The following is a 24,456-nucleotide window of genomic DNA, read 5'->3' on the forward strand; positions in this document are numbered from 1 at the left end:
CTTATTCCGCCGCCTGCTTGAAGCCGCTCTTGGCAAGCGCCGAGCATTCCGCCATCACGGCAGAGGCCCGCGCAATCGGGTTGGTCAGGTAGAAGTCCTGCACCGGCGACGTGAACGTGCCCTTGTTCAGCCGTCCGCCAAGCTTCGCCACATTGGCGATATCCTCGGCATTGCCCGCAGCAACCTGGTCGATGCGGGCAAGATGCGGGTACTCGCCGTAGAGTTTAGCGCGCAGCTGCGGCAGTGAATCGAACGGCAACTTCTTGCCCAGTACATCCGACAATGCCCTGATGATGGCCCAATCCTCGCGCGCGTCGCCCGGCGCGAAGCCGGCGCGGTTGGTCTGCTGCACGCGCCCTTCCGTGTTGACGTAAGTGCCCGATTTCTCGGTATAGGCGGCACCCGGCAGGATGACGTTGGCGCGGTGCGCGCCGGCGTCGCCATGGGTGCCCACATAGACGACGAAAGCGCCGCCGGTCTTTGCCATGTCGATCTCGTCGGCGCCGAGCAGGAACAGCACGTCCGTCTCGCCCAGCATGCCGGCGACGTTCCTGCCGCCCTCGCTCGGCACGAAGCCAAGGTCGAGGCCGCCGACGCGTCCAGCCGCATTGTGCAGCACGGCAAAGCCGTTCCAGTCCGCGCGCGCGGCGTTCACGGCCATGGCGAGCTTCGCTGCCTGGCCGAGCACCGCCCCGCCATCGGGGCGTGCCAGCGCGCCCTGGCCGACGATGATGAGCGGATGCGTGGCCTTCTTCAGCACCTGGAAGAACTTGCCATCGCCGTCAGCCAGATCCTTGAGCGATTCCGGTCCTGCGCCCAGCAGTTCGTAGTCATAGCGTGTATCCCCGACATCGCCGATGACGCCGACCGGCAGATTGCCGACCCGCCAGCGCTTGCGGATGCGGGCGTTGAGCACCGAGGCTTCGAAGCGCGGATTGGCGCCGATGATCAACACCGCGTCCGCCTGTTCGATGCCTTCGATGGTGGGGTTGAAAATGTAGCTTGCCCGGCCAAGCGACGGGTCGAGCGCGGCGCCGTCCTGGCGGCAATCCATGTTCTTCGAACCGAGTGCGGCCATCAGGAGCTTCAGCGCGTAGATTTCCTCGACCGCGGCAAGATCGCCTGCTATGGCGCCGATCTTCTCGGGCGTAGTCTTCGACACGGCGTCCTTGATTGCCGCGAAGGCCTCGGCCCAGCTCGCCGGGGCCAGCTTACCGTCCTTGCGCACATAGGGCCGGTCGAGGCGCTGCGTGCGCAGGCCGTCCCAGATGAACCGGGTCTTGTCGGAGATCCATTCCTCGTTCACCGCCTCGTTGACGCGCGGCAGGATGCGCATCACCTCGCGGCCGCGGCTGTCGACGCGGATCGCCGAGCCGACGGCATCCATGACGTCGATGGATTCGGTCTTGGTCAGTTCCCACGGCCGTGCCTGGAAGGCGAAAGGCTTGGAGGTCAGCGCGCCGACGGGGCACAGGTCGATGACATTGCCCTGCAGCTCCGAGGTCATCGCCTGCTCGAGATAGGTGGTGATCTCGGCATCCTCGCCGCGGCCGATCAGGCCGAGTTCGGAAATGCCGGCAACCTCGGTGGTGAAGCGAACGCAGCGCGTGCAGTGGATGCAGCGGTTCATCACCGTCTTGACCAGCGGGCCGATATACTTGTCTTCGACCGCGCGCTTGTTCTCGTGATAGCGCGAGGAATCAACGCCGAAGGCCATCGCCTGGTCCTGCAGGTCGCATTCGCCGCCCTGGTCGCAGATCGGGCAATCCAGCGGATGGTTGATCAGCAGGAATTCCATCACGCCTTCCCTGGCCTTCTTGACCATCGGCGTGTTGGTGAAGATTTCCGGCGCTTCTCCGTTCGGACCGGGACGCAGGTCGCGCACGCCCATGGCGCAGGACGCTTGCGGCTTGGGCGGCCCGCCCTTCACCTCGATCAGGCACATGCGGCAATTGCCGGCGATCGACAACCGCTCGTGGAAGCAGAAGCGCGGCACTTCGGCGCCCGCGTCCTCTGCCGCCTGCAGCAGCGTGTAATGGTCGGGTACAGTGATTTCTTTCCCGTCGACCTTGAGCTTTGCCATCAATTGCCCCCGGCGGTCTTCGCCGTCTCATATGCATGGAACAGGTCGCCGAGGCTGATGCCATTGATCATCATGCCGGCGACCTGCGCGTTTTCTATCTTCACATTGCTCATATTCACATTGGTGAAATGCGCATTCGAAAGGTTTGCGTCTTCCACCTTGGCGTTACTCAGGTTGGCGCGCAGGATCATCGCCACCGACAGGTTCACATTGTGCAACCGCGTGTTGGACATGGTCACGTCATCGAAACTCGAATTCATAAGGATGGCGCTGCGCACATCAAGGACATCGCGCTGGTCGTGAACCTGCATCGCCGCCCCCTATTTCCTGGCCTTGCCGGCAGGCGCGAGCGCGGCCGCCTGGGCAATCCAGTCGTCGCGCACGATACGGCCGTTGAACGACAGGTAGTCGTCGACCCAGGCGATCTCTTCGGGCGACCAGTCGGCGATCTGGCGGAACGTCCATATGCCGAGCCCGTTGAGCACCGTCTCCAGCTTCGGGCCGATGCCCGATATCTTCTTGAGATCCGAAGGCTTCGCCGGTCTCTCAATAGCCTTGGGCTGCCGGAAATCCTCGGGCAGCAGCACATCCGGAAGCTCGTCCGCTGACCGCCCCGCCTGTGCCGCCGGCACCGTGGTGGCGGCCTCCCTGGCGGCAATGTCGGTGACTTCCTGCGCGAAGGACTGCGCCTCCGCAATCAGGGTCTTGGCCGTCGCCCGCGCTCTGGTGGATGAAAGGCTCGCATCCTCGAATTGTTCGACGCGCGCCTCGAAATCCTCGATGAGCGGCTGCATGAGGCGTTGCGACGCCTCGGCTGCGCCCGACAGCGCGCCCAACCAGACGCCGAAAGCGTGGTTGGCGAGCCCAAGCCCCAGGGCCGACATCGCCGCCGCGCCCGCGACAGGGTGCGCCAGAAGGTTGACGGCGCCGGCCATCTCCTTCGGCATCATCCTGGTCAGGTCCTGGTTCATCTTCTCGATCTGGTCCAAATTGGGCATCAACGGGTGGGGTGTCGAATACGGCGCCATAGAATTCTCCTGGTCGTTTCTTCGTTCGCCCCGCCCCGTTCTTCTCGCTCCGGGCTATCGCCCATTCAATGCTTCTCTATTCCGCCGCCACCAACACCGGCTCGGCCCGGTGCGCGTTGCGCGAAAACTCGTCGATGCGCCGCTCCACCTCGCCGCGGAAGTGCCGCATCAGGCCCTGGATCGGCCAAGCGGCCGCGTCGCCCAGCGCGCAGATCGTGTGGCCTTCGACCTGCTTGGTCACGTCGAGCAGCATATCGATCTCGCGCTTCTGCGCCTCGCCGCGCACCAGCCGTTCCATCACCCGCCACATCCAGCCGGTGCCTTCACGGCACGGCGTGCATTGGCCGCAGCTCTCATGCTTGTAGAAGTAGGACAGCCGCGCGATGGCTTTGACGACATCGGTCGACTTGTCCATGACGATGACGGCCGCCGTGCCGAGGCCGGATTTGAGGTCGCGCAGCGCGTCGAAATCCATCGGCGTATCGATGATCTGCTCGGCCGGCACCAGCGGCACCGAGGCGCCGCCAGGAATGACCGCCAGAAGATTGTCCCAGCCGCCACGGATGCCGCCGCAATGCGTCTCGATCAGCTCGCGGAACGGGATCGACATCGCCTCTTCGACGGTGCACGGATTGTTGACGTGGCCGGAGACGCAGAACAGCTTGGTGCCGACGTTGTTGGGCCGGCCGAAGGATGAGAACCAGGCCGCGCCCCGGCGCAGGATCGTCGGCGCCACCGCGATCGATTCGACGTTGTTGACGGTGGTCGGGCAGCCATAAAGGCCGACATTGGCCGGAAATGGTGGCTTCAGCCTGGGCTGGCCCTTCTTTCCCTCGAGGCTTTCGAGCAGCGCCGTCTCCTCGCCGCAGATATAAGCCCCGGCGCCATGGTGCATATAGACGTCGAAATCGTAGCCTGAAGTGTTGCCCTTGCCGATCAGCCTGGCCTCATAGGCCTCGTCGATGGCACGCTGCAGCGCCTCGCGCTCGCGGATGAACTCGCCGCGCACATAGATGTAGGCCGCGACCGCGCCCATGGCGAAGCCGGCGAGCAAGGCGCCTTCGACCAGCGTGTGCGGATCGTTGCGCAGAATGTCGCGGTCCTTGCAGGTACCGGGCTCGGATTCGTCGGCATTGATGACGAGATAACTCGGCCGGCCATCGCTCTGCTTGGGCATGAACGACCATTTCAGGCCGGTCGGGAAACCGGCGCCGCCGCGGCCGCGCAGGCCCGACGCCTTCATCTCGTTGACAATCCACTCGCGCCCCTTGGCGACGATGCCGGGCGTGTTGTCCCAGGCGCCTCGCGCCATTGCGCCGGCCAGCGACTTGTCGAAGAGGCCGTAGATGTTGGTGAAGATGCGGTCTTTGTCCTGAAGCATTGTTCGTCCCTCAGACCGGCTTCTTGCCGAAGACGCGGATATATTCGGCGACGCCGCCCTTGGCGAGCGCCTTGGCCTGCTTGACCCAGTCGTCTCGCTCGATGCGGCCGCGGAAGGAGAGATAGCTGTCCACCCACTCCCGTTCGGCCTTCTTCCAAGACGCAACCTGGGCGAAGGTGAAGATGCCGAGCGAATGCAGGATGCTCTCGGTCCTCGGGCCGACGCCGGAGATCAGCTTGAGATCGTCGACCAGCGCCGGCCTGGCGATGCCGGCCGGCCGGTTCTTGTCTTCCAACGAAGGCTTGGCCGCTTTGGCGGGAAGCTTGGTTTCCGGCGACTTGAACGCGGAAGCCGGCTCAGCCTTGTTCAGGGGGCCGCTGCGCGGCTTCAAAACTTTCTCGACCTCGGGCGCCGCCTTGTTGGCGTTTGTCGCCGAGTGGCGGGGAGCCGCGACGCTCGCCGCTTTTTCCGTTGCCGACGCGACCTTGGCCGGCGACGGCGTTTTCAGCGCCGGGCTGGTTTCAGCCGCATCGGTTTTCGGCTTGCTGGCATTGGACGGCGCGACAGGGGTGGCGGCCGGCGTTGGCACCGGCGCCGCGATGATCGCGTCGGGTGCCGCCTTGGCGGCCTTGGCGGCTTCCCTGGCCTCCCTGTCACGGGTCGACTTCAGGATCGCCTTCTCGCTTTTCAGCGTCGTGAGGCCGGCGGCCGGCTCCGAGCCGGTGCGGCCGTTCTGCGGCCCCGGCGTCACCGAGGCCCCCTTGCCCGCATCGTAGAGATCAATGATTTCGGCCAGCCGTTCCGGCGTCAGGTCTTCGAACGTGTCCTTGAAGATCATGACCATCGGCGCGTTGACGCAGGCGCCGAGGCATTCGACCTCTTCCCACGACAGCGTTCCCTTGTCGTTGGTGTGGAACTGGTCATGGTGGATCTTGGAGCGGCACACGTCCATCAGCGCTTCCGAGCCGCGCAGCATGCAGGGCGTGGTGCCGCAAACCTGGATGTGCGCCCGCGTGCCGACAGGATTCAGCTGGTACTGCGTGTAGAAGGTCGCGACCTCGAGCCCGCGGATGCGCGGCATGCCGAGCATGTCCGAAATCGTCTCGATCGCCGCCTTGGTGACCCAGCCTTCCTGCTCCTGCGCCAGCATCAGCAGTGGAATGATCGCAGACTGTTCCCGGCCCTTCGGGTACTTCTTGATCCATTGCTTGGCCGCGGCCGCGTTCGCCCGGTTGAAGGCGAAGGATGCTGGCTGGACGCTGGCTTCTGCGAGACGACGGACTGACATTTAGCGATCGACCTCACCAAACACGATGTCGAGGGAGCCGAGGACGGCGGTGACGTCGGCCAGCATGTGACCGCGGCACAGGAAATCCATGGCCTGGAGATGCGCGAAACCGGGCGCGCGCAGCTTGCAGCGATAAGGCTTGTTGGTGCCGTCGGAGACCAGATAGACGCCGAACTCGCCCTTGGGCGCCTCGACCGCCGCATAGACCTCGCCGGCCGGCACGCGGTAGCCCTCGGTGTAGAGCTTGAAGTGGTGGATCAGCGCTTCCATCGAGCGCTTCATCGCCTGGCGCTTTGGCGGCACGACCTTGCCGTCGAGGTTCGACACCGGCCCGGCGCTTTCCTTGCCGAGCAGGAGATCGATGCACTGGCGCATGATCTTCGCCGACTGGCGCATCTCTTCCATGCGCACGAGGTAGCGGTCGAAACAGTCGCCGTTCTTGCCGATCGGAATATCGAAATCGAGCTCCGAATAGCATTCATAGGGCTGCGATCTGCGCAGGTCCCAGGCAGCGCCCGAGCCACGCACCATGACGCCGGAAAAGCCCCAGGCCCAGGCGTCGGCCAGCGAAACCGTGCCGATATCGACATTGCGCTGCTTGAAGATGCGATTGCCGGTCAGCAACTGATCGAGGTCGTCGATCGACTTCAGGAACGGATCGATCCACTTGCCGATGTCCTCGAGCAGCTTCTGCGGCAGGTCCTGGTGAACGCCGCCCGGACGGAAATAGGCGGCATGCATGCGCGAACCCGAGGCGCGCTCATAGAACACCATCAGCTTTTCGCGCTCGACGAAGCCCCACAGAGGCGGCGTCAGCGCGCCGACGTCCAGCGCCTGCGTCGTCACATTGAGGATGTGCGACATGATGCGGCCGATCTCGCAGTAGAGCACGCGGATCAGCTGACCGCGCTTCGGCACCTCGATGCCGAGCAGGCGCTCGGCGGCCAGTGCGAAGGCATGCTCCTGGTTCATCGGCGCGCAATAGTCGAGCCGGTCGAGATAAGGCACTGCCTGCAGGTAGGTTTTGTGCTCGATCAGCTTTTCGGTGCCGCGATGCAAGAGCCCGATATGCGGATCGACACGATCGACCACTTCGCCGTCCAACTCCAGAACCAATCTCAAAACACCATGCGCGGCAGGGTGTTGCGGTCCGAAGTTGATGTTAAAATTGCGGACGGAGGTTTCAGCCATTACTGCTTTGCCTTCTCATCCCCTGGCAGCACGTAATCGGTGCCTTCCCACGGGGACAGAAAATCGAAATTGCGGAATTCCTGCTTCAGTTCCACCGGCTCGTAGATGACGCGCTTGGCCTCGTCGTCGTAACGCACCTCGACGAAGCCGGTCAGCGGGAAATCCTTGCGCAGCGGGTGACCGTCGAAACCGTAATCGGTGAGGATGCGCCGCAGATCCGGGTGACCCGAAAACAGCACGCCATAGAGATCGTAGGTCTCGCGCTCGAACCAGTCGGCGCCGGGATAGACGCCGGTGATCGACGGCACCATCGTCTCCTCGTCGGCCTGCACCTTGATGCGGATACGCACGTTCTGCCTCGGCGACAACAGGTGATAGACGACGTCGAAGCGCTTGGCCCGTGACGGATAATCGGCGCCGCAGACATCGATGACCGAGATGAATTGGCAGCGCGGATCGTCGCGCAGGAAAGTCACCACTTCGATCAGATCGCGCGGCTCGACATGGATGGTGAGTTCGCCATAGGCGAACACTGCTTCATTGACGCGGCCAATCAATTTTTCGCCGAGATAGGTCGACAGTTCGCTCAGGGATGCGGCCATGGATTTACCGTTCGATCGTGCCGGTGCGGCGGATCTTCTTCTGGAGCAGAAGAATGCCATAGAGCAGCGCTTCGGCGCTCGGCGGACAGCCGGGCACATAGATGTCGACCGGCACGATGCGGTCGCAGCCGCGCACCACCGAATAGGAATAGTGGTAATAGCCGCCGCCATTGGCGCAGGAGCCCATCGAGATGACGTAGCGCGGCTCCGGCATCTGGTCGTAGACCTTGCGCAGCGCCGGGGCCATCTTGTTGGTCAGCGTGCCGGCAACGATCATGATGTCGGACTGGCGCGGAGACGCGCGAGGAGCAACACCGAACCGCTCCGAATCGTAGCGCGGCATCGAGGTGTGGATCATCTCGACGGCGCAGCAGGCGAGGCCGAAGGTCATGAACATCAGCGAGCCGCTGCGCGCCCAGGTGATCAGCGCCTCGGTCGAGGTGACGAGAAAGCCCTTGTCGGCGAGTTCGTTGTTGATTTCGAGGAAGAACGGATCATCGGACCCAACCGGCCTGCCGGTATTGGGATCGATCAGACCCTTGGGCTTCGGCGCGACGAGCGTGCCGGAACTGTCGCTCAATCCCATTCGAGCGCTCCTTTTTTCCATTCATAGGCAAAGCCGATGGTCAGCACCGCCAAAAACACCATCATCGACCAGAAACCGAGCATGCCGATCTTCGAGAACGACACCGCCCACGGAAACAGGAAGGCCACTTCCAGGTCGAAGATGATGAACAGGATCGACACCAGGTAGAAGCGGATGTCGAACTTCATACGGGCGTCATCGAAGGAGTTGAACCCGCATTCGTAGGCGGAAAGCTTTTCCGGGTCGGGATTGCGGTAGGCCACCAGGAACGGCGCCACGATAAGCGCGACGCCGACAGCCGCCGCCACTGCGATAAACAGGACGATGGGCAGGTACGAACTGAGAAGTGCGTTCATGCTGCGGCTTTCCGTTGGCGCCAATCCATTTTGATTACAGCACCAGACCCCATTGCGGAAGCGTGACAGTTTAACCGCTGAACCGTTTTAAGGGGCCTTTGCTGCAACGCGGCGAGGGTTAGCGCAGCGCTTCCGGCGAAGCAAGTCAAACCTTGTTCAAAACACTGGCCTGGACGGCATAAGGGAAGAAACTGGTCCGATCCGCTCCTGTCTGATTTCCTTCGCTTTTTACTCCACTTTTCTCTCCTGACAGAGTTGCCGCCAAAACCCTGCTAGCATGGCCGGAATCAACTGTCCGAACGACGCTCAACAAGCCATCAGAGTCGCATCCGAATGAAGGAAAAGATCTCGCTTGCCACGGCCCGGCGTATCGCGCTCGCCGCCCAAGGGTTCACTGATCCCCGCCCCGCCGGCACGCCCGACCGACGCCACTTCGCCCGCGTGCTCTCGCGTACCGGCCTGCTGCAGATCGATTCCGTCAGCGCGGTGGTGCGCGCTCACTACATGCCGCTCTATTCGCGCCTTGGTCCCTACCCGTTCGCCTTGCTCGACAACGCCGCCGTCACGCGCAAGCGCACGGTTTTCGAATACTGGGCGCACGAGGCTTCCTTCCTGCCGGTCGAGACCTATCCCCTGATGCGTTGGCGCATGCAGCGCGCGGAGCGTGGCGATGAAATGTATCTGGGTCTCGCCAAATGGGGCCGCGAGCACGCCGCCTATATCGAAGAGATCTACCGCGAGGTCGCGGAGCGCGGCCCGATCGCCGCCTCCGCGCTCGAAGGCCAGAAAGGGTCCGGCGGCTGGTGGGGCTGGAGCCACGCCAAGCATGCCTTCGAATGGCTGTTCTGGGCAGGACGCATCACCACCGCGCACCGCCGTGGCTTCGAACGCTTCTACGATCTGCCCGAGCGCGTGCTGCCGCAGGCGATCCTCGATCTGCCGGTGCCGTCAGCCGAGGACGCGCATCGGGAATTGCTGCGGATATCCGCCCGCGCTCATGGCGTCGCGACAGCAAGCGACCTGCGCGACTATTTCCGCCTGTCGCCGGCCGACATGAAGGGCCGGCTGGAGGAGCTGGTTGAAACAGGCGAGCTGGTGCCGGTGCGTGTCGAGGGCTGGAACAAACCGGCTTACCTCCATAAGGAGGCCCGTATTCCACGAAAAATCGAGGCCCGCGCCTTGCTGGCGCCGTTCGATCCGGTCGTTTTCGAGCGCTCGCGCACGGAGCGGCTGTTCGATTTCCACTACCGCATAGAAATCTACACCCCTGCCGAAAAACGGCAATACGGCTATTACGTCCTGCCGTTCCTGCTCGGCGACAGGATCGTGGCGCGCGTCGACCTCAAGGCCGACCGGCCGGCCAGCGTGCTACGCGTCCACGCGGCCTATGCCGAGCCCGGCGCGCCGCCTGAAACCGCCGCGCAACTCTTCCAGGAATTGACGCAGATGCAGGGCTGGCTCGGCCTCGAACGGATCGAGGTTACGCCCGCCGGCGACCTTGGGCAGCCGCTCGCCGACATTGCCGTGTCGTAGACGCGCGTTGACACCGCCGCCTGCAAGAGCCTAAATCCATTCCAGACGGTCTCCTCTCGGCAAAGGGAGGAGCCAAGAGGGAATGCGGTGCGAAATCTCGATTTCAAATCCGCGGCTGTCCCCGCAACTGTAAGCGACGAGCCAAGGCCGAAAACCACTGGGACGGTCCCGGGAAGGCGGCACGAAGGCGATGACCCGCGAGCCAGGAGACCTGCCGTCTGAGACATAAGAATCCGATCGCCCGGCGGGTTTTCCGGGCAAGGAGCCCGATTTGGAACGTGACAGCAGTTTCCCGGCTGAAACAGCGGACATTTTGTCTGGCGATAGCGACTTGTCTGGCGATAGCGACGCCTTGGCCGGCGTCACTGTCATCATCTGCGCTTCCTGCCGCGACGAGACCGGTTCCGATGCCCATCCCCGCGCCGGCGAAGTTTTGGCTCAAGATACGCGCCAAGCCGCAACGGCCGACAATGTCCGTGTCCGCACCGTCGAATGCCTCGGCAACTGCAAGCGCCGTCTCAGTGCCGCGATTCTTCGCGACGGCTGCTGGAGTTATGTCTTCGGCGACCTGAACATCGCCAGCGGCGCCGATCTCGTCACCGGCGCGAAACTCTTCGCCGCTTCGACCAACGGCCTCATTCCGTGGCGTGGTCGCCCGGATTCCCTCAAGCGCGGCCTCGTCGCCCGCATTCCTCCCCTCGACATGCTGAAGGACTGATCATGACCGCCGCAGTTTCCGCCGCCACTCTCTCCCGCGTCCCCTGTACCGTGGTCACCGGCTTCCTGGGTGCCGGCAAGACCACGCTGGTCCGCCATCTCCTGGAGAACGCGGGCGGCAAGCGGATCGCCATCATCGTCAACGAATTCGGCGACATCGGAATCGACGGCGAGATCCTCAAGGGCTGCGGCATCGACACCTGCCCGGAGGAAAACATCGTCGAACTGGCCAATGGCTGCATCTGCTGCACCGTCGCCGACGATTTCGTCCCGGCGCTCGACCAGATCCTGTCGCTGACGCCGAAGGTCGACCACATCCTGATCGAGACCTCAGGCTTGGCTCTGCCCAAGCCGCTGGTCCAGGCCTTCCAGTGGCCGACAGTGAAGAGCCGGGTGACAGTCGACGGCGTAATCGCCGTGGTCGACGGTCCGGCATTGGCCGAGGGGCGCGTCGCCAACGACATGGACGCCCTGCAGGCGCAACGCGCGCAGGACCAGACACTGGACCACGACGACCCCGTCGAGGAGGTGTTCGAGGACCAGATCGCCTGCGCCGACCTCATCATCCTGTCGAAGAGCGACCTGATGGATGCCGCAGGTTCGGCTCGCGCCAACGCCATCATTGGCGAACACTCCGCCCGCGCCGTGAAGGTCGTGCCGACGGCTCATGGCAAGGTCGATCCGTCCGTGCTGCTCGGGCTAGGCCTCGCCGTCGAGGACGACATCGAGAACCGCAAGTCCCATCATGACGGCGCCTTCGACCACGAGCACGACGACTTCGATACGTTCATCGTCGACATCCCCTCGATCGCCAACCCGGACGACCTGGCAAAGCGCGTCGCGACCGCCGCCGAACAGGAGAACGTGCTGCGGGTGAAAGGCTTCGTCGAGGTCGGCGGCAAGCCGATGCGGCTGTTGCTGCAGGCGGTCGGTCCGCGCGTCAATCATTATTATGACCGCGCCTGGACGGCTGACGACGACCGCCGCTCGCGCCTGGTCGTCATCGGCCTCAAGGGGCTGAACCGCCCGGCGATCGAGCATATCCTCGCCGGCTGAGGCAACACCGACCGCGATGCACATCCTCACCACCACATCCGCCTCGCTCGACGATCTCGCCGAGCCGGTCGATCTGCGGCAGACGCCGGCGGAAATGGTGGCGCTGTCCTTCACGGACAGCGACCTGGCCGGACTGGCAGCGGCCTGGAAAGGCGACGCCGATCGGCTGCCCACGATGCGGCTGGCCGCGCTGCGCGACCTGCGCCACCCCATGTCCGTCGACCTCTGGATCGACAGCGTCGCCCGTCACGCCAAAGTCATTCTGGTGCGTATTCTCGGCGGTTACGAGTGGTGGCGCTACGGCTGCGACCAGTTGGCCGTGGTTGCCCGTGAGCGCGGCATAAAGCTGGCACTACTTCCCGGTGAAAGCCACGACGAGGATATCAGGCTGATCGAAGCCTCGACGCTGCCGCGCGAGGAACTGGACGGGCTGCTCAATTATTTCCGCCAGGGCGGCCCGGCCAATATGAGCGCGCTGGTGCGCAGGCTGGCGCGGTTGGCGGGGTCTGATGGCGAGATTGCCGAGCCGGTAAGCGTGCCGAAAGCCGGGTTTTATGAGCCGGGGCGCGGAGTCGTGGAGAAGCCGGACTTATCGAATGTTGACGATCCTTCACACCCCCCTCTGTCCGGCAGGACATCTCCTCCGCAAGGGGGGAGATCGGCTGTCATCAAGGCCGGCTCCTCTTTTGTTGCGTCAGAAAAGGATGTGTTTGCACCATCTGAAAGGGGCAAGAGCGTCGATGACGGGGCAATCTCCCCCCTTGCGGGGGAGATGTCCGGCAGGACAGAGGGGGGTGTGATGGGACTCGACGTTGACAACATCAATGCTCGCACCATTCCCGTCCTCTTCTACCGCTCGATGCTGCTCGCCGCCGATGTCGCGCCGATCGACGCGCTTTTCGAGGCGCTACGGCAGCGCGGCATGCTGCCGGTGCCGATCTTTGTCTCCAGCCTGAAAGACCCGGAATCTCTGGCTTTTGTTGAAACCGCGATTGCCCAGCCCAAGCCCGCCGCCATCATCACCGCGACCGCTTTCGCGTCCGGCGCCGAACCCGGCGTCGAAACCCTGTTCGACCGCGCCGGCGTTCCCGTCTTCCAGGTCATCGTCGCCACCACCCGCCGCGACGTATGGGAGAAGAACCAGCGCGGGCTGGCCCCCGCCGACCTCGCCATGCATGTCGTTCTGCCCGAACTGGACGGCCGCATCCTCGCCGGCGCCGTTTCGTTCAAGGGCGAAAGCGAGACCGACCCGGCGCTCGGCCACCGCGCCTTTGCCAACCGGCCGGAGCCCGATCGCGTCGAACAGGTGGCGGACCGGGTCGCGGCCTTCATCAGGCTTCGGGAAACGCCGCGCGCCGAGCGCAAGGTCGCCATTCTGATCCCCGATTACCCGAGCGCTCCCGGCCGCACCGGCTATGCGGTCGGGTTGGATGTGCCATCCAGCGTGCTGGCGATGCTGCACGACCTCCAGGAACAGGGCTATGTAGTTGAGGGAATTCCCCAAACGTCGCGTGCGTTGCTGGATGCGCTGGAGCGCAGCAAGGCTGGGTTGGAGTTGGATGAGTACCTTGCCTTCTCAACGGAATTGCCGGGCGCAGCAATTGCTGCCGTAGAAGCAGCTTGGGGCAAAGCCGAAGGCGAGACAGGTTTGCGCGAGGCACCCCCCTCTGTCCTGCCGGACATCTTCCCCGCAAGGGGGGAGATTACGCCGTCATCACTGTCTTCGCCAATCTCCAACGTTGCAAGAGTAGCTCCAGCGTCGAAACTGCCAATCTCCCCCCTTGCGGGGGAGATGTCCGGCAGGACAGAGGGGGGTGTTCAAGCGCTGCCCGCCGCCAAATTCCCCTTCCGCGCCGCGACCTTCGGCAACATCACCGTGGCGCTGGCTCCAGACCGCGGCCGCTCGGCCGACCGCCGCGCCGACTATCACGACCCGACGCTGCCGCCGCGCCATGCGTTGCTCGCCTTCGGCCTGTGGCTGCGCAAATTGCTCGGCGTCCATGCGCTCATCCATGTTGGCGCGCATGGCACGCTGGAATGGCTGCCGGGCAAGACGGTTGCGCTTTCGCAAAGCTGCTTCCCCGAGATCGTCACCGGTCCCCTGCCCGTCATCTATCCCTTTATCGTCTCCAATCCCGGCGAGGCGGCGCAGGCGAAGCGGCGGATCGCCGCCGTCACGCTCGGCCATCTGCCGCCGCCGCTGACCGGCGCCGGATTGGACGAGAACCAGCACAGGCTCGAACGGCTGGTCGATGAATACGCCCAGGCTGACGGTCTCGACCGCCGCCGCCGCGACCGTCTGGCCAGTCTGATCGTCGAAACCGCGCAGACCACGGGCCTCGCCGCGGAGGCCGGCGTTGCCCGCACCGACGCGCCGGACGAGGCCCTGCGCCGCATCGATGCCTGGCTCTGCGACCTCAAGGATTTCGCCATCAAGGACGGGCTGCATGTCTATGGCCGTGCGCCCGAGAACGAACCCGACGCCATGCGCCGGCAAAGCGCCGGAACCGAAAAAGCCGCCCTTCTTGCCGCGCTCGACGGCCGTCATGTCACGGCGGGCCCGTCCGGCGCGCCCGCGCGCGGCCGTTCCGACGTTCTGCCCACCGGCCGCAACCTGTTCACGTCGGACCCGCGCGCCATGCCGACGCCGACGGCTTACGACATCGGCAAGGCTGCTGCCGAGGAAGTGGTGCGCACCTATATGCAATCGCATGGCGACTGGCCGCGCTCGCTGATCATCGACCTTTGGGGTTCGGCGTCTTTGCGCACCGGCGGCGAGGAGATCGCGCAGGGGCTTTCGCTGATGGGCTGCCGCCCGCAATGGGATGCCGCCACAGGTCGCGTCACCGGCATCGAGGTGTTGGCACCGGCAGCGCTTGGCCGCCCGCGCGTCGACGTCACCTGGCGCATATCGGGCCTGTTCCGCGACATGTTCCCGACCCAGATCGCGCTGATCGATGCCGCTGCCAACGCCGTTGCCGCGCGCGACGAGGACGATTCGGAAAATCCGCTCGCCGCAAGGACCCGCGCCGAGGGCAAGATCAGCCCGCGCATCTTTGGCACCTCGCCTGGCACTTACGGCGCTGGCGTCGAGGAAATCCTGTCGAGCGGCGACTGGGCGGCGCGCGAGGAAATCGGCCGCGCCTATCTCGATGCCACGTCGCATTCCTATGGCGGCGCCGGCGGTGAGGGGATCGCCGCGCCCGGCGCATTCGAGAACCGCATCGCCGAAGCCGATCTTCTCGTCCACACCGGCGACGATCCCGGCCGCGACATCCTCGAAGGCTCGGCCGATGTCGCTTTCATCGGCGGCTTCTCGGCCGCCCTTGCAGCGCTTGGCAGGAATGCCGACGTCATCGTGCTCGACACGACCGATCCGCAGAGGCCGAAGCCGCGTTCACTTAGTGAGGCCGTGACGCGCGTCGTGCGCGCCCGCGCCGTCAACGCCCGCTTCATAGCGGGCCAGATGCGCCACGGCCCGCGCGGCGCCTCGGAATTCGCCGAAACGGTCGACCGGCTGGTTGGCTTCGCCGAAACCACGCAGGCCATACCGGGCGCGCTTATAGAGGCCGTACACGATGCCTATCTCGGCGATGCGGACGTCCGCGCCTTCATCCTGCGCGAAAACCCGGCCGCCGCGAAAGCCATTGCCGAACGCCTCCTGTCGGCGCGACGGCGGGGCCTCTGGCATCCCTTGCGCAATTCGATCGACGACGACCTCGCGGCACTGATTGCCGAGGCACGGGAGTTGGCGGCATGAACGCCTACTCCCGACGCGGCGCCTGCCCGGCCCTTTCGGCGCCGATGCAGACCGGCGACGGCCTGCTGGTGCGGCTCAACCCGGTCGCCGGAGGCCCATCTTCTGGCGGATTGTCGCCGAAGCTTCTGATCGGGCTGGCAGAATCCGCCCTGAGGCACGGCAACGGCATCATGGAAGTGACAGCGCGCGGCAGCTTGCAAATACGCGGACTGACCACGCAAAGTGCCACCCTGCTGGCGGAGGAAGTCGACGCGCTGGGCATTGTGGTCCGCACTGGCGTATCAGTGGAGACCGGACCACTGGCCGGCATCGATCCGCAGGAGATCGTCGACCCCCGGCCGCTGGCTGATCGGATCAGGGAAGCGGTCGAGGACGCCGGGCTGTCGCAGCGGCTCGGGCCGAAGGTTTCGGTCGTTGTCGACGGTGGCGGGCAACTGGCGATGGACGCTGTGACGGCCGACATGCGGCTGAAGGCGGTGAGCACCGAGGCGGGAATCCGCTGGCGGGTGTCGGTTGCCGGTGACGGGCGGAATGCGAAAGTGTTGGCAAAGGTCAACGCGCATGCCGCTAGAGACATAGCCGTCGCAGCGCTTAGGATGGTGGCTGAAAAAGGCCGCGAAGCGCACACACGGGATTTATCGGAGAGGCAAATAGCGTCTCTCGCAAGTTGGCATTCTACGGCGCCCCCCTCTGTCCTGCCGGACATCTCCCCCACAAGGGGGGAGATTGCTCATTCACGCTCGCCTTTGCCAATTTCCTGGGATGCAGAAGGAGAGCCGGCGCCCGAACCGCCAATCTCCCCCCTTGTGGGGGAGATGTCCGGCAGGACAGAGGGGGGCGCCGTAGAGCACCCTCGCTCGCCGATTGGCGTTTTCGACTTGAACACTGGCCGCGCCCTCGGCATCGGTCTCCCCTACGGCAGCATGCCCACCGAAAGGCTCATCGCCCTCGCTCAAAGCGCCGTCACTCTCGGCACGTCAGAAATCCGCCTCGCCCCGGGCCGCGCCCTGCTCTTCCTCGGCCAGCCACCAGCCGCCAATCCTTCCCTCCAGCAAACAGCCGCCACCCTCGGCTTCGTCACCTCCCCCACCGACCCGCGCACGCGCATCGCTGCTTGTCCCGGCGCGCCGGCTTGCGCCTCGGGTCGCATCGCCACGCGCGACATCGCCGAGGCGATTGCCACCGAAAACGCCGATAGTCTCGACTTCACCTTGCATGTTTCGGGCTGCGCCAAGGGCTGCGCGCATCCCGGCCCAGCGGCGCTGACCGTGGTCGGCGGCGAAAATGGAGCCGGACTTGTCGTGAACGCGACGGCAAAGGCCCTTCCTGCCGGTTACAGGCCGGGCTATGACGCCGCGCGCGGCATCGTCCGCGTCGCGGCGGTAATCCGCAGCGCACGCTATCAGGGCGAGACCGCCGCCGCCTGCCTGACAAGGCTGGGGCCGGCCGGCATCGCAGAGGCTTATCGACAGGAATGACAATGGTCGCCTACGACTACATCCACGACGGCACGGCGATCTACGAACGCTCCTTTGCCATCATCCGCGCCGAGGCTGATCTCGCGCGCTTTTCCGAAGCAGAGGCCGATGTCGCGGTCCGCATGATCCACGCCTGCGGCCAAGTGGAAGCCGCCAAGGATTTTGTCTTCTCCAGCGATTTCGTTGCCGCCGCACGGGCCGCGCTTGCCGCCGGCGCGCCGATCTTCTGCGACGCCGAAATGGTCTCGCACGGCGTCACCCGCGCCCGCCTGCCTGCCGGCAACGAGGTGATCTGCACCTTGCGCGACCCGCGCACGCATGAAATCGCCAGGACGATCGGCAACACACGTTCTGCCGCCGCGATCGACCTGTGGGGCGAGCGCATCGCCGGTTCGGTGGTGGCCATCGGCAATGCGCCGACCGCACTCTTCTATCTTCTGGAGAAGCTGCGCGACGGTGCGCCGAAACCGGCCGCCATCATCGGCATGCCGGTGGGCTTCGTCGGTGCCGCCGAATCGAAGGACGCGCTGGCGCAGAATTCCTACGGCGTACCCTATGCAATCGTGCGCGGCAGGCTTGGCGGCAGCGCCATGACCGCGGCAGCCCTCAATTCTCTCGCGAGGCCCGGCCTGTGAACGCGCTCCCCAAAACCGGCTCGAGGGGCCGCCTGGTCGGCGTCGGTACCGGTCCCGGCGACCCGGAACTGTTGACGCTGAAGGCCGCGCGTGCGCTGGCCGAGGCCGATGTGGTGGCGTATTTCGCCAAGCGCGGCAACAACAGCAATGCGCGCGCCATCGTCGAGACGCGCTTCCGGCCCGACATGCTGGAGCTGCCGTTGCTCTATCCCGTGACCACGGAGATCGACAAGGATCACGACGATTACCGCGCGCAGATATCGGCCTTCTACGAGGAGTCCGCCGAGACCGTTGCCGGTCATCTGGATGCCGGTAGGATGGTCGCCGTGCTGTCGGAAGGCGATCCGCTCTTCTATGGCTCCTACATGCATCTGCATGTGCGCCTCGCCCATCGTTTTCCGACCGAGGTCATTCCCGGCGTTACCGCCATGTCGGGCTGCTGGTCGGCGACCGGCCTGCCGATCGTTCAGGGCGACGACGTGCTGACCGTGCTGCCGGGCACGATGAGCGAGTTCGAACTGACCCGGCGCCTCGCCGACACCGATGCCGCCGTCATCATGAAGGTCGGCCGCAACCTGCCCAAAATCCGGCGGGCGCTGGAGGCCACCGGCAAGCTGACACGCGCCATCTATGTCGAGCGCGGCACCATGCCGGGCAGCGTCTCGATGCGGCTCACCGACAAGCCGGACGACAAGGCGCCCTATTTCGCCATTGTGCTCGTCGCCGGCTGGTCCGGACGCCCTGTCGCGTCGGCGGGTGGCGCATGAGCGGCCGCCTCACTGTCATCGGGCTCGGACCTGGCAACGCCGATCAGGTGACGCCGCAGGCGAGCCACGCCGTCGCCGAGGCAAGCTTCTTCTACGGCTACAAGCCCTATCTCGACCGGCTGGAATTGCGCCCGGACCAGACCCGCATCGCCTCCGACAATCGCGAAGAGCTTGCCCGCTCCAACGAGGCGCTGGCGAAGGCGGCCGAAGGTCACAATGTCGCCGTCGTCTCCGGGGGCGATCCAGGCGTCTTCGCCATGGCGGCGGCCGTCTGCGAGGCGATCGAAGCCGGCCCCTCCGAATGGCGCGCCATCGACCTCGCAATCGTGCCTGGCGTCACCGCCATGCTCGCTGTCGCTGCCCGCATCGGGGCACCGCTCGGCCATGATTTCTGCGCCATCTCGCTGTCCGACAATCTGAAGCCATGGGACTTGGTCGAACTGCGCCTGCTGGCGGCCGCCGGCGCCGGCTTCGTCATCGCGCTTTACAATCCCATCAGCAAGGCGCGCCCCTGGCAGCTTGGCCGCGCCTTCGAATGTCTGAAGGCCATTCTGCCGGGCACCACGCCCGTTATATTCGGCCGTGCCGCAGGCCGGCCCGATGAGCGCATCGAGGTGTTCCTGCTGGCGGATGCCGATGCCGACAAGGCGGACATGGCAACCTGCATCATCATCGGTTCGCCGGAAACCCGGATCATCAGGCGCGGTAACAGGCCGGCGCTGGTCTACACGCCGCGCTCTGCGGCAGGCTCGACAAGATGATCGACCATGTCGGCAAGCTGATCGACGGTCGCAGCCGAAGGGATCTCCGGCAGCACAGGCCTGCGCACCATGACGACGTCGAGGCCAAGCGCCCGCGCCGCGGCGATCTTGCCATAAGTCGCCGCGCCGCCGCTGTCCTTGGATACAACGATGTCGATACCGTGCCGCTGGAGCAGCGTGCGTTCCTCCGCCTCGCGAAACGGCCCGCGCGCCAGGAGATAGGTGGCATCGGGCACTGCCAGCTTCGGCTCGACCGGATCGACGCTGCGGATGAGATAGTGGTGCTGGGGCGCGGCTTCGAAAGCCGCGACCTCCTGCCGGCCGAGAGCCAGGAATACACGGCGCGGCGCCGGTCCAAGCGCCTGCACGGCATCGCCTGTCGTATCGACCTGCGTCCAGCGATCGCCCTCGACAGGCTCCCAGCCGGGACGGCGCAGAGCGACGATCGGCACCCCGGCCATGCGCGCGGCCTGCGCCGCATTGGCGGAAATTCGCGCCGCGTAGGGATGCGTGGCGTCGATCAGCAGCTCGATGCTTGTCTCCTTGAGATAGGCGGCCAGACCATCGGCGCCACCAAACCCTCCACTGCGTACCGGCAGGCCCTGCGTCACCGGGCTTTCGGTGCGGCCCGCCAGCGACAGCATCACCGAGCGACCGGCTGCCAGTTTTCCAGCCAGTTGCCGGGCTTCGGTGGTTCCGCCGAGGATCAGAATGCGGTAGGTCATCATGCCTGCTAAGAGTCTACGCGGCGCCAACCAAAAATGGCTCACCATCGTCGGCATAGGCGAGGACGGTGTAGCCGGTCTCGGCGACGAGGCCAAGCAGCGGATCGCCGACGCTGAAATCATCTTTGGCGGCAAGCGGCATCTGGCGCTCGTCTCATCATTCGCCAAGGGCGATCCGCGCCCATGGCCGGTTCCCTTCGATGCCGAGATGCACGACGTGCTGTCGCTCGCCGGCAAGCGCGTCTGCGTCCTTGCTTCCGGCGATCCCTTTTTCCACGGCGTCGGCGTCACCCTCGCCCGGAAGGTCATGCCGCGGGAGATGCATGTCATTCCCGCGCCCTCGGCCATTTCGCTGGCGGCCGCTCGCCTTGGCTGGGCGCTGCAGGACATCGAAACCGTCTCGCTGCATGGCCGCCCCATCGACCTGATCCGGCCATTGTTGCAGCCCAACGCGCGTATCTTGGCGCTGACATCCGACGGCGATGCACCGGCGGCAATCGCCCGCCTGCTCACCGAGCTTGATTTCGGCGCCTCGCGGTTGACGATCCTGGAGGCATTGGGCGGGCCGAACGAGAACCTGCGCACGGCCCGGGCCGATACCTTCAACCTCGAAACCATCAATCCGCTCAATGTGCTGGCGCTCGAAATTCAATCTGGTCCGGATGCGCGTATCCTGCCTTTGACATCAGGCCTCGCCGATCATCTGTTCGACCATGACGGCCAGATCACCAAGCATGAGATCCGCGCCATCACGCTGTCGGCGCTGGCGCCGAGGCGCGGCGAACTGCTGTGGGATATTGGCGCCGGCTCCGGTTCCATCGGCATCGAATGGATGCTCACCCACCGTTCGATGCGCGCTGTTGCCATCGAAGCCGACCCGATCCGCGCCGCCCGCATCGGCCACAACGCTGCTGCCTGTGGCGTTCCCGGCCTCATCGTGGTCGAAGGCAGCGCACCCAAGGCGCTTGCAAGGCTCGAGACGCCAGACGCGATTTTCATTGGCGGCGGCGGCAGCGACGCCGGCGTGCTGGCCGCCGCCATCAAGGCGCTGCGCACCGGCGGCCGCCTTGTCGCCAATGCGGTGACGCTGGAAATGGAGACGCTGCTTCTTGCCCGTCATACCGAACTCGGGGGCGATCTCACCCGCATCGCCATATCCCGCGCCGCACCTGTCGGTTCGATGCAGGCCTGGCGGCCGGCGATGCCGGTTACCCAATGGAGTTGGATCAAGCCATGATGGTCGCGGGCATCGGCAGCCGAAAGGGTGTAAGCGTCGAGGACGTGCTTGCCGCGATAGAAACCGCGCTCGAAGCGCACGGGCTGGCGATGACGGCGCTCTCGTCGCTCGCCACCGCCATGCTCAAGAAAGATGAACAGGCGATCGCTGCCGCAGGTCGCACACTCAACCTTCCCGTCATCGTTGTCGATGAGGCAGCGCTTAAAGCAGCGTCGACGAAGGCGCTCAGCAACTCCAGCCTCTCGCAGGATCTGGCCGGCACACCGTCGGTTTCCGAAGCATCGGCGCTGGCCGTCGCCGGCGAAGGCGCCAGGCTGCTGGGACCACGCATCGTGCTCGGCCCGGTCACCTGCGCCATCGCCATCAGCGGAGACGCGGCATGACCGTGCATTTCATCGGCGCCGGTCCGGGCGCCGCCGACCTCATTACCCTGCGCGGCGCGCGGCTGCTGGCAAGCTGCCCGGTCTGCCTCCATGCCGGCTCGATCGTGGCGCCCGTATTGCTGCAGCATTGCGCCCCGGGAACGAAGCTGATCGACACCGCGCCGATGTCGCTCGAGGAGATCGAGGCCGAATATCTGGCCGCCCACAAGGCCGGCCATGATGTCGCGCGGCTGCATTCCGGTGACCTGTCGGTATGGAGCGCGGTTGCCGAACAGATCCGCCGGCTGGAAAGGCACGGCATTCCCTACACGCTGACGCCGGGCGTTCCCTCTTTCGCTGCCGCGGCGGCTGCTCTGCGGCGCGAGCTGACCATTCCCGAAGTCGCCCAGAGCCTCGTGCTGACCCGCGTCTCCGGCCGCGCTTCAAAAATGCCGCCTGGCGAAACGCTGGCCGGCTTCGGCCGCACCGGCGCCACGCTTGCCATTCATCTTGCCATCCACGCCGTCGATCGCATCGTCGCCGAGCTGACGCCGCTCTATGGCCGCGATTGCCCGGTGGCGGTCGTCTTCCGTGCCTCCTGGCCGGACGAGCGCGTACTGACCGGCACGCTGGAAACCATCGAGGCGCAACTGGCCGCCGACCCGATGGAGCGTACGGCCATCATTTTCGTCGGCCGCTCTCTGGCAGCGGAAGGCTTTGGCGAGAGTTCATTGTACGACGCCCACTACCAAAGGCGTTTTCGCGGACGGGACGGATTGTGAGCGACAGCACCAAGATTAAGGGCGAGAACGCCGCGCTCCAACAGGCGCTTGCCCGGCTGAACTTCAAGCCGCGGACGCTTGAGCCTGGCCATGTATGGCTCGCCGGCGCCGGCCCCGGTGATCCCGGTTGCCTGACGCTGGAAGTGCTGGCGGCACTGAGTGACGCGGATGCGCTGGTCTATGACGCGCTGGTCTCCTCGGACGTCGTCGCGGTTGCCGAAAACGCCGAGCTTTTCTTCGCCGGCAAGCGCGGCGGAAAACCCTCGATGAAACAGGACGACATAACCGCCCTTCTGGTCCGGCTGGCGCGCCAGGGCCGCCGCGTCGTCAGGCTGAAGGGCGGCGATCCCTATATTTTCGGCCGTGGCGGCGAAGAGGCGCTGGCCCTGGCGCGGGAAAACATCCCGTTCCGCGTCCTGCCCGGCCTCACCTCGGGCCTCAGCGCGCTGGCCGCCACCGGCATCCCCGCCACCATGCGCGGCATCAACAAGGCGGTGATCCTGGCGACCGGGCATGCCGCCGGCACCGATGACGATCTCGACTGGGCCGCGATCGCGCGCACCGGCCAGCCAGTGGTTGTCTACATGGGCATGGCCAATTTGCCTGTGATATCGGCCGCATTGCTCGACGGCGGGTTGGCGCCATCGACTCCGGCGGCGGTGATCGTCGCCGCGACGACGCCGCAGGAACGCATCGTCGTCGCCACGCTGGCCACCATCGCCGAGGAAGCCGCCGCCGCCGGCCTGTCCGCGCCGGCGCTGATCGTGGTCGGCGGCATCGTCGCCATGCGCGCGGCGCTGGCGGGTGCGTCGTGAGCGCCCGCGCGATCATCATCGGCGCGCCGCGCTCCGGCTCGGGCAAGACCAGCGTCACCATCGGTATTTTACGCGCACTCACCCGGCGCGGCCTGAAAGTACGCGGCGCCAAGTCCGGCCCCGATTACATCGATCCCGGCTTCCACACCGCCGCCACCGGCCTGTCCGGCGTCAATCTTGACAGCTGGGCGATGTCGCCGTCGCTGCTCAACGCACTGGCCGTAAATGCCGCCGACGACGCCGATTTTGTCATCCTCGAAAGCGCCATGGGCCTGTTCGACGGCATTCCGGCCGCGCCGGGCCGCAGCGGTTCGGCGGCCGATCTCGCGCGGCTCTACGGCCTGCCGGTGCTGCTGGTGCTGGACGTTTCCGGCCAGTCGACCACGGCGGCGGCCGTCGCCAAGGGGTTCGCCACCTATGATCCGGAGGTTCGCATGGCGGGCATCGTGCTCAACCGGCTGGGCAGCGAGCGCCACCGCCGGCTGTCCGGCGACGCCATCGAGGCGATCGGCCTGCCGGTCGTCGGCGCCATCCTGCGCGATCCCACGCTCAACTTGCCCGAGCGCCATCTCGGCCTCGTCCAGGCCGGTGAATATGATGACCTGATGGCGCATCTCGACCGGTTGGCCGACATGGCGGAAAAGTCGCTCGACCTCGACGCCGTCATGGCGCTGGCAACACCTCTCGCCCCGGAGCCCGGCAGCTTCGACGATGCGCTGCAGCCGCCCGGCCAGCGCATCGCACTTGCCGAGGATGCCGCCTTCACCTTTCTCTATCCGCACGTCGCGGCCTACTGGCGCAAGGCCGGCGCGGAGATCGTTCCGTTCTCGCCGCTCGCGGACGAGGCGCCTGACGACAGCTGCGACGTCTGCTGGCTGCCTGGCGGCTATCCCGAGCTTCACGCCGGCCGTCTCGCCGCCGCTGCGAATTTTCGGAAAGGAACGGCAAGGTTCGCCGGGACGAAGCCCATCCATGGTGAGTGCGGTGGCTTCATGGTGCTTGGCGAAGCTCTGGAAGATGCATCTGGCGAAACGCACAAAATGCTCGGCCTGCTCAGCCATTCAACCAGCTTCGCCAAGCGCAAGATGAACCTCGGCTATCGCGAAGCGCGGCTGCGCGCCGACTGTCCGCTCGGCCCGCGGGGCGCGCTGATCCGCGGGCACGAATTCCATTATGCGCAGATGACGGCGGCCGGCGATGACGAGCCCCTGGCCGACCTCGCCGACGGGCAAGGCAATCCGATCGGCGCCTCGGGCTACCGGCGCGGCCAAGTCAGCGGCACCTTCTTCCATGCCATCGCAAGGGGCTGAGGC

The 24,456-nt window shown here is 65.5% G+C and carries 22 protein-coding genes, 1 pseudogene and 1 riboswitch; of the genes and pseudogenes, 13 read left to right on the plus strand and 10 right to left on the minus strand.

Annotated features, from left to right (window positions below; genetic code table 11):
• Position 1: 1 nt before the first annotated feature.
• The 9 genes from nuoG to FJ951_RS18060 form a co-directional block, all read right to left on the minus strand.
• Complete coding sequence (nuoG, locus tag FJ951_RS18020; RefSeq protein ID WP_140516409.1) at positions 2-2,083, minus strand: NADH-quinone oxidoreductase subunit NuoG; 2,082 nt, start codon at positions 2,081-2,083, stop codon at positions 2-4.
• On the minus strand, positions 2,083-2,394 hold the full coding sequence (locus tag FJ951_RS18025; RefSeq protein ID WP_140516410.1) for a pentapeptide repeat-containing protein: 312 nt from the start codon (positions 2,392-2,394) through the stop codon (positions 2,083-2,085). The genes nuoG and FJ951_RS18025 overlap by 1 nt, the downstream gene beginning before the upstream one ends.
• 9 nt (positions 2,395-2,403) lie before the next feature.
• The gene (locus FJ951_RS18030; protein WP_140516412.1) at positions 2,404-3,111 is read right to left on the minus strand and encodes an NADH-ubiquinone dehydrogenase; all 708 of its coding nucleotides are present in this window, start codon (positions 3,109-3,111) and stop codon (positions 2,404-2,406) included.
• A gap of 76 nt (positions 3,112-3,187) precedes the next feature.
• Positions 3,188-4,492, minus strand: a complete 1,305-nt coding sequence (gene nuoF, locus FJ951_RS18035; RefSeq protein WP_140516413.1) for an NADH-quinone oxidoreductase subunit NuoF — start codon at positions 4,490-4,492, stop codon at positions 3,188-3,190.
• A 10-nt stretch (positions 4,493-4,502) separates the two neighbouring features.
• Positions 4,503-5,780, minus strand: a complete 1,278-nt coding sequence (locus FJ951_RS18040) for an NADH-quinone oxidoreductase subunit E (RefSeq protein ID WP_140495579.1) — start codon at positions 5,778-5,780, stop codon at positions 4,503-4,505.
• A complete protein-coding gene (locus FJ951_RS18045) occupies positions 5,781-6,971 on the minus strand; it encodes an NADH-quinone oxidoreductase subunit D (protein WP_140495578.1) in 1,191 nt (396 codons plus the stop codon).
• A complete protein-coding gene (locus FJ951_RS18050; RefSeq protein WP_140516415.1) occupies positions 6,971-7,573 on the minus strand; it encodes an NADH-quinone oxidoreductase subunit C in 603 nt (200 codons plus the stop codon). The genes FJ951_RS18045 and FJ951_RS18050 overlap by 1 nt, the downstream gene beginning before the upstream one ends.
• Positions 7,574-7,577: 4 nt before the next feature.
• Positions 7,578-8,159, minus strand: a complete 582-nt coding sequence (locus FJ951_RS18055; protein WP_140495576.1) for an NADH-quinone oxidoreductase subunit B — start codon at positions 8,157-8,159, stop codon at positions 7,578-7,580.
• Complete coding sequence (locus FJ951_RS18060) at positions 8,150-8,515, minus strand: NADH-quinone oxidoreductase subunit A (protein ID WP_140495575.1); 366 nt, start codon at positions 8,513-8,515, stop codon at positions 8,150-8,152. Before FJ951_RS18060 ends, FJ951_RS18055 begins: the two co-directional genes overlap by 10 nt.
• A gap of 333 nt (positions 8,516-8,848) precedes the next feature.
• On the opposite strand from FJ951_RS18060, the gene FJ951_RS18065 reads away from it, so the two are divergent.
• The 8 genes and pseudogenes from FJ951_RS18065 to FJ951_RS18100 all read left to right on the plus strand — a co-directional run bounded on the left by FJ951_RS18065 (position 8,849) and on the right by FJ951_RS18100 (position 19,222).
• Positions 8,849-10,048, plus strand: a complete 1,200-nt coding sequence (locus FJ951_RS18065) for a winged helix-turn-helix domain-containing protein (RefSeq protein WP_140495574.1) — start codon at positions 8,849-8,851, stop codon at positions 10,046-10,048.
• Positions 10,049-10,077: 29 nt separating this feature from the next.
• A riboswitch (cobalamin riboswitch) is annotated at positions 10,078-10,282 on the plus strand.
• A 37-nt stretch (positions 10,283-10,319) separates the two neighbouring features.
• Positions 10,320-10,766, plus strand: a complete 447-nt coding sequence (locus tag FJ951_RS18070; protein ID WP_140495573.1) for a DUF1636 family protein — start codon at positions 10,320-10,322, stop codon at positions 10,764-10,766.
• A 2-nt stretch (positions 10,767-10,768) separates the two neighbouring features.
• Positions 10,769-11,821: a cobalamin biosynthesis protein CobW gene (gene cobW, locus FJ951_RS18075; protein WP_140495572.1), complete on the plus strand. Its 1,053-nt coding sequence runs from the start codon at positions 10,769-10,771 to the stop codon at positions 11,819-11,821.
• A gap of 16 nt (positions 11,822-11,837) precedes the next feature.
• Complete coding sequence (locus tag FJ951_RS18080) at positions 11,838-15,581, plus strand: cobaltochelatase subunit CobN (protein ID WP_140516417.1); 3,744 nt, start codon at positions 11,838-11,840, stop codon at positions 15,579-15,581.
• Positions 15,578-17,138: pseudogene (gene cobG, locus FJ951_RS18085) on the plus strand (precorrin-3B synthase). Before FJ951_RS18080 ends, cobG begins: the two are co-directional and overlap by 4 nt.
• Positions 17,062-17,694 carry a precorrin-8X methylmutase gene (locus FJ951_RS18090; protein WP_140516421.1) on the plus strand — a complete coding sequence of 211 codons (633 nt, stop codon included), beginning with the start codon at positions 17,062-17,064 and terminating at the stop codon, positions 17,692-17,694. Before cobG ends, FJ951_RS18090 begins: the two are co-directional and overlap by 77 nt.
• Complete coding sequence (locus tag FJ951_RS18095; protein WP_140516423.1) at positions 17,691-18,461, plus strand: precorrin-2 C(20)-methyltransferase; 771 nt, start codon at positions 17,691-17,693, stop codon at positions 18,459-18,461. Before FJ951_RS18090 ends, FJ951_RS18095 begins: the two co-directional genes overlap by 4 nt.
• The gene (locus FJ951_RS18100) at positions 18,458-19,222 is read left to right on the plus strand and encodes a precorrin-3B C(17)-methyltransferase (RefSeq protein WP_140495567.1); all 765 of its coding nucleotides are present in this window, start codon (positions 18,458-18,460) and stop codon (positions 19,220-19,222) included. Before FJ951_RS18095 ends, FJ951_RS18100 begins: the two co-directional genes overlap by 4 nt.
• On the opposite strand, the gene FJ951_RS18105 is transcribed toward FJ951_RS18100, so the two are convergent.
• Positions 19,186-19,947 (minus strand): cobalt-precorrin-6A reductase, encoded by a 762-nt coding sequence (locus FJ951_RS18105; protein ID WP_140516425.1) that lies wholly within the window; start codon positions 19,945-19,947, stop codon positions 19,186-19,188. The genes FJ951_RS18100 and FJ951_RS18105 overlap by 37 nt on opposite strands.
• A 1-nt stretch (position 19,948) precedes the next feature.
• Between FJ951_RS18105 and cbiE the strand changes: the two genes are divergently transcribed.
• Genes cbiE through FJ951_RS18130 form a run of 5 tightly spaced genes read left to right on the plus strand, consistent with a single transcriptional unit; the run spans position 19,949 to position 24,453 of the window.
• A complete protein-coding gene (gene cbiE / locus FJ951_RS18110; RefSeq protein ID WP_140516427.1) occupies positions 19,949-21,184 on the plus strand; it encodes a precorrin-6y C5,15-methyltransferase (decarboxylating) subunit CbiE in 1,236 nt (411 codons plus the stop codon).
• Positions 21,181-21,567: a cobalamin biosynthesis protein gene (locus tag FJ951_RS18115; protein ID WP_140516429.1), complete on the plus strand. Its 387-nt coding sequence runs from the start codon at positions 21,181-21,183 to the stop codon at positions 21,565-21,567. The genes cbiE and FJ951_RS18115 overlap by 4 nt, the downstream gene beginning before the upstream one ends.
• Positions 21,564-22,328, plus strand: coding sequence for a precorrin-4 C(11)-methyltransferase (cobM, locus tag FJ951_RS18120; protein WP_140516431.1), 765 nt, complete (start codon positions 21,564-21,566; stop codon positions 22,326-22,328). Before FJ951_RS18115 ends, cobM begins: the two co-directional genes overlap by 4 nt.
• Positions 22,325-23,143, plus strand: coding sequence for a uroporphyrinogen-III C-methyltransferase (cobA, locus tag FJ951_RS18125; RefSeq protein WP_140516433.1), 819 nt, complete (start codon positions 22,325-22,327; stop codon positions 23,141-23,143). Before cobM ends, cobA begins: the two co-directional genes overlap by 4 nt.
• Complete coding sequence (locus FJ951_RS18130) at positions 23,140-24,453, plus strand: cobyrinate a,c-diamide synthase (RefSeq protein ID WP_140516435.1); 1,314 nt, start codon at positions 23,140-23,142, stop codon at positions 24,451-24,453. The genes cobA and FJ951_RS18130 overlap by 4 nt, the downstream gene beginning before the upstream one ends.
• Positions 24,454-24,456 lie beyond the last annotated feature (3 nt).

It is taken from the genome of Mesorhizobium sp. B2-2-3, from assembly GCF_006442405.1.
Taxonomy (GTDB): domain Bacteria; phylum Pseudomonadota; class Alphaproteobacteria; order Rhizobiales; family Rhizobiaceae; genus Mesorhizobium.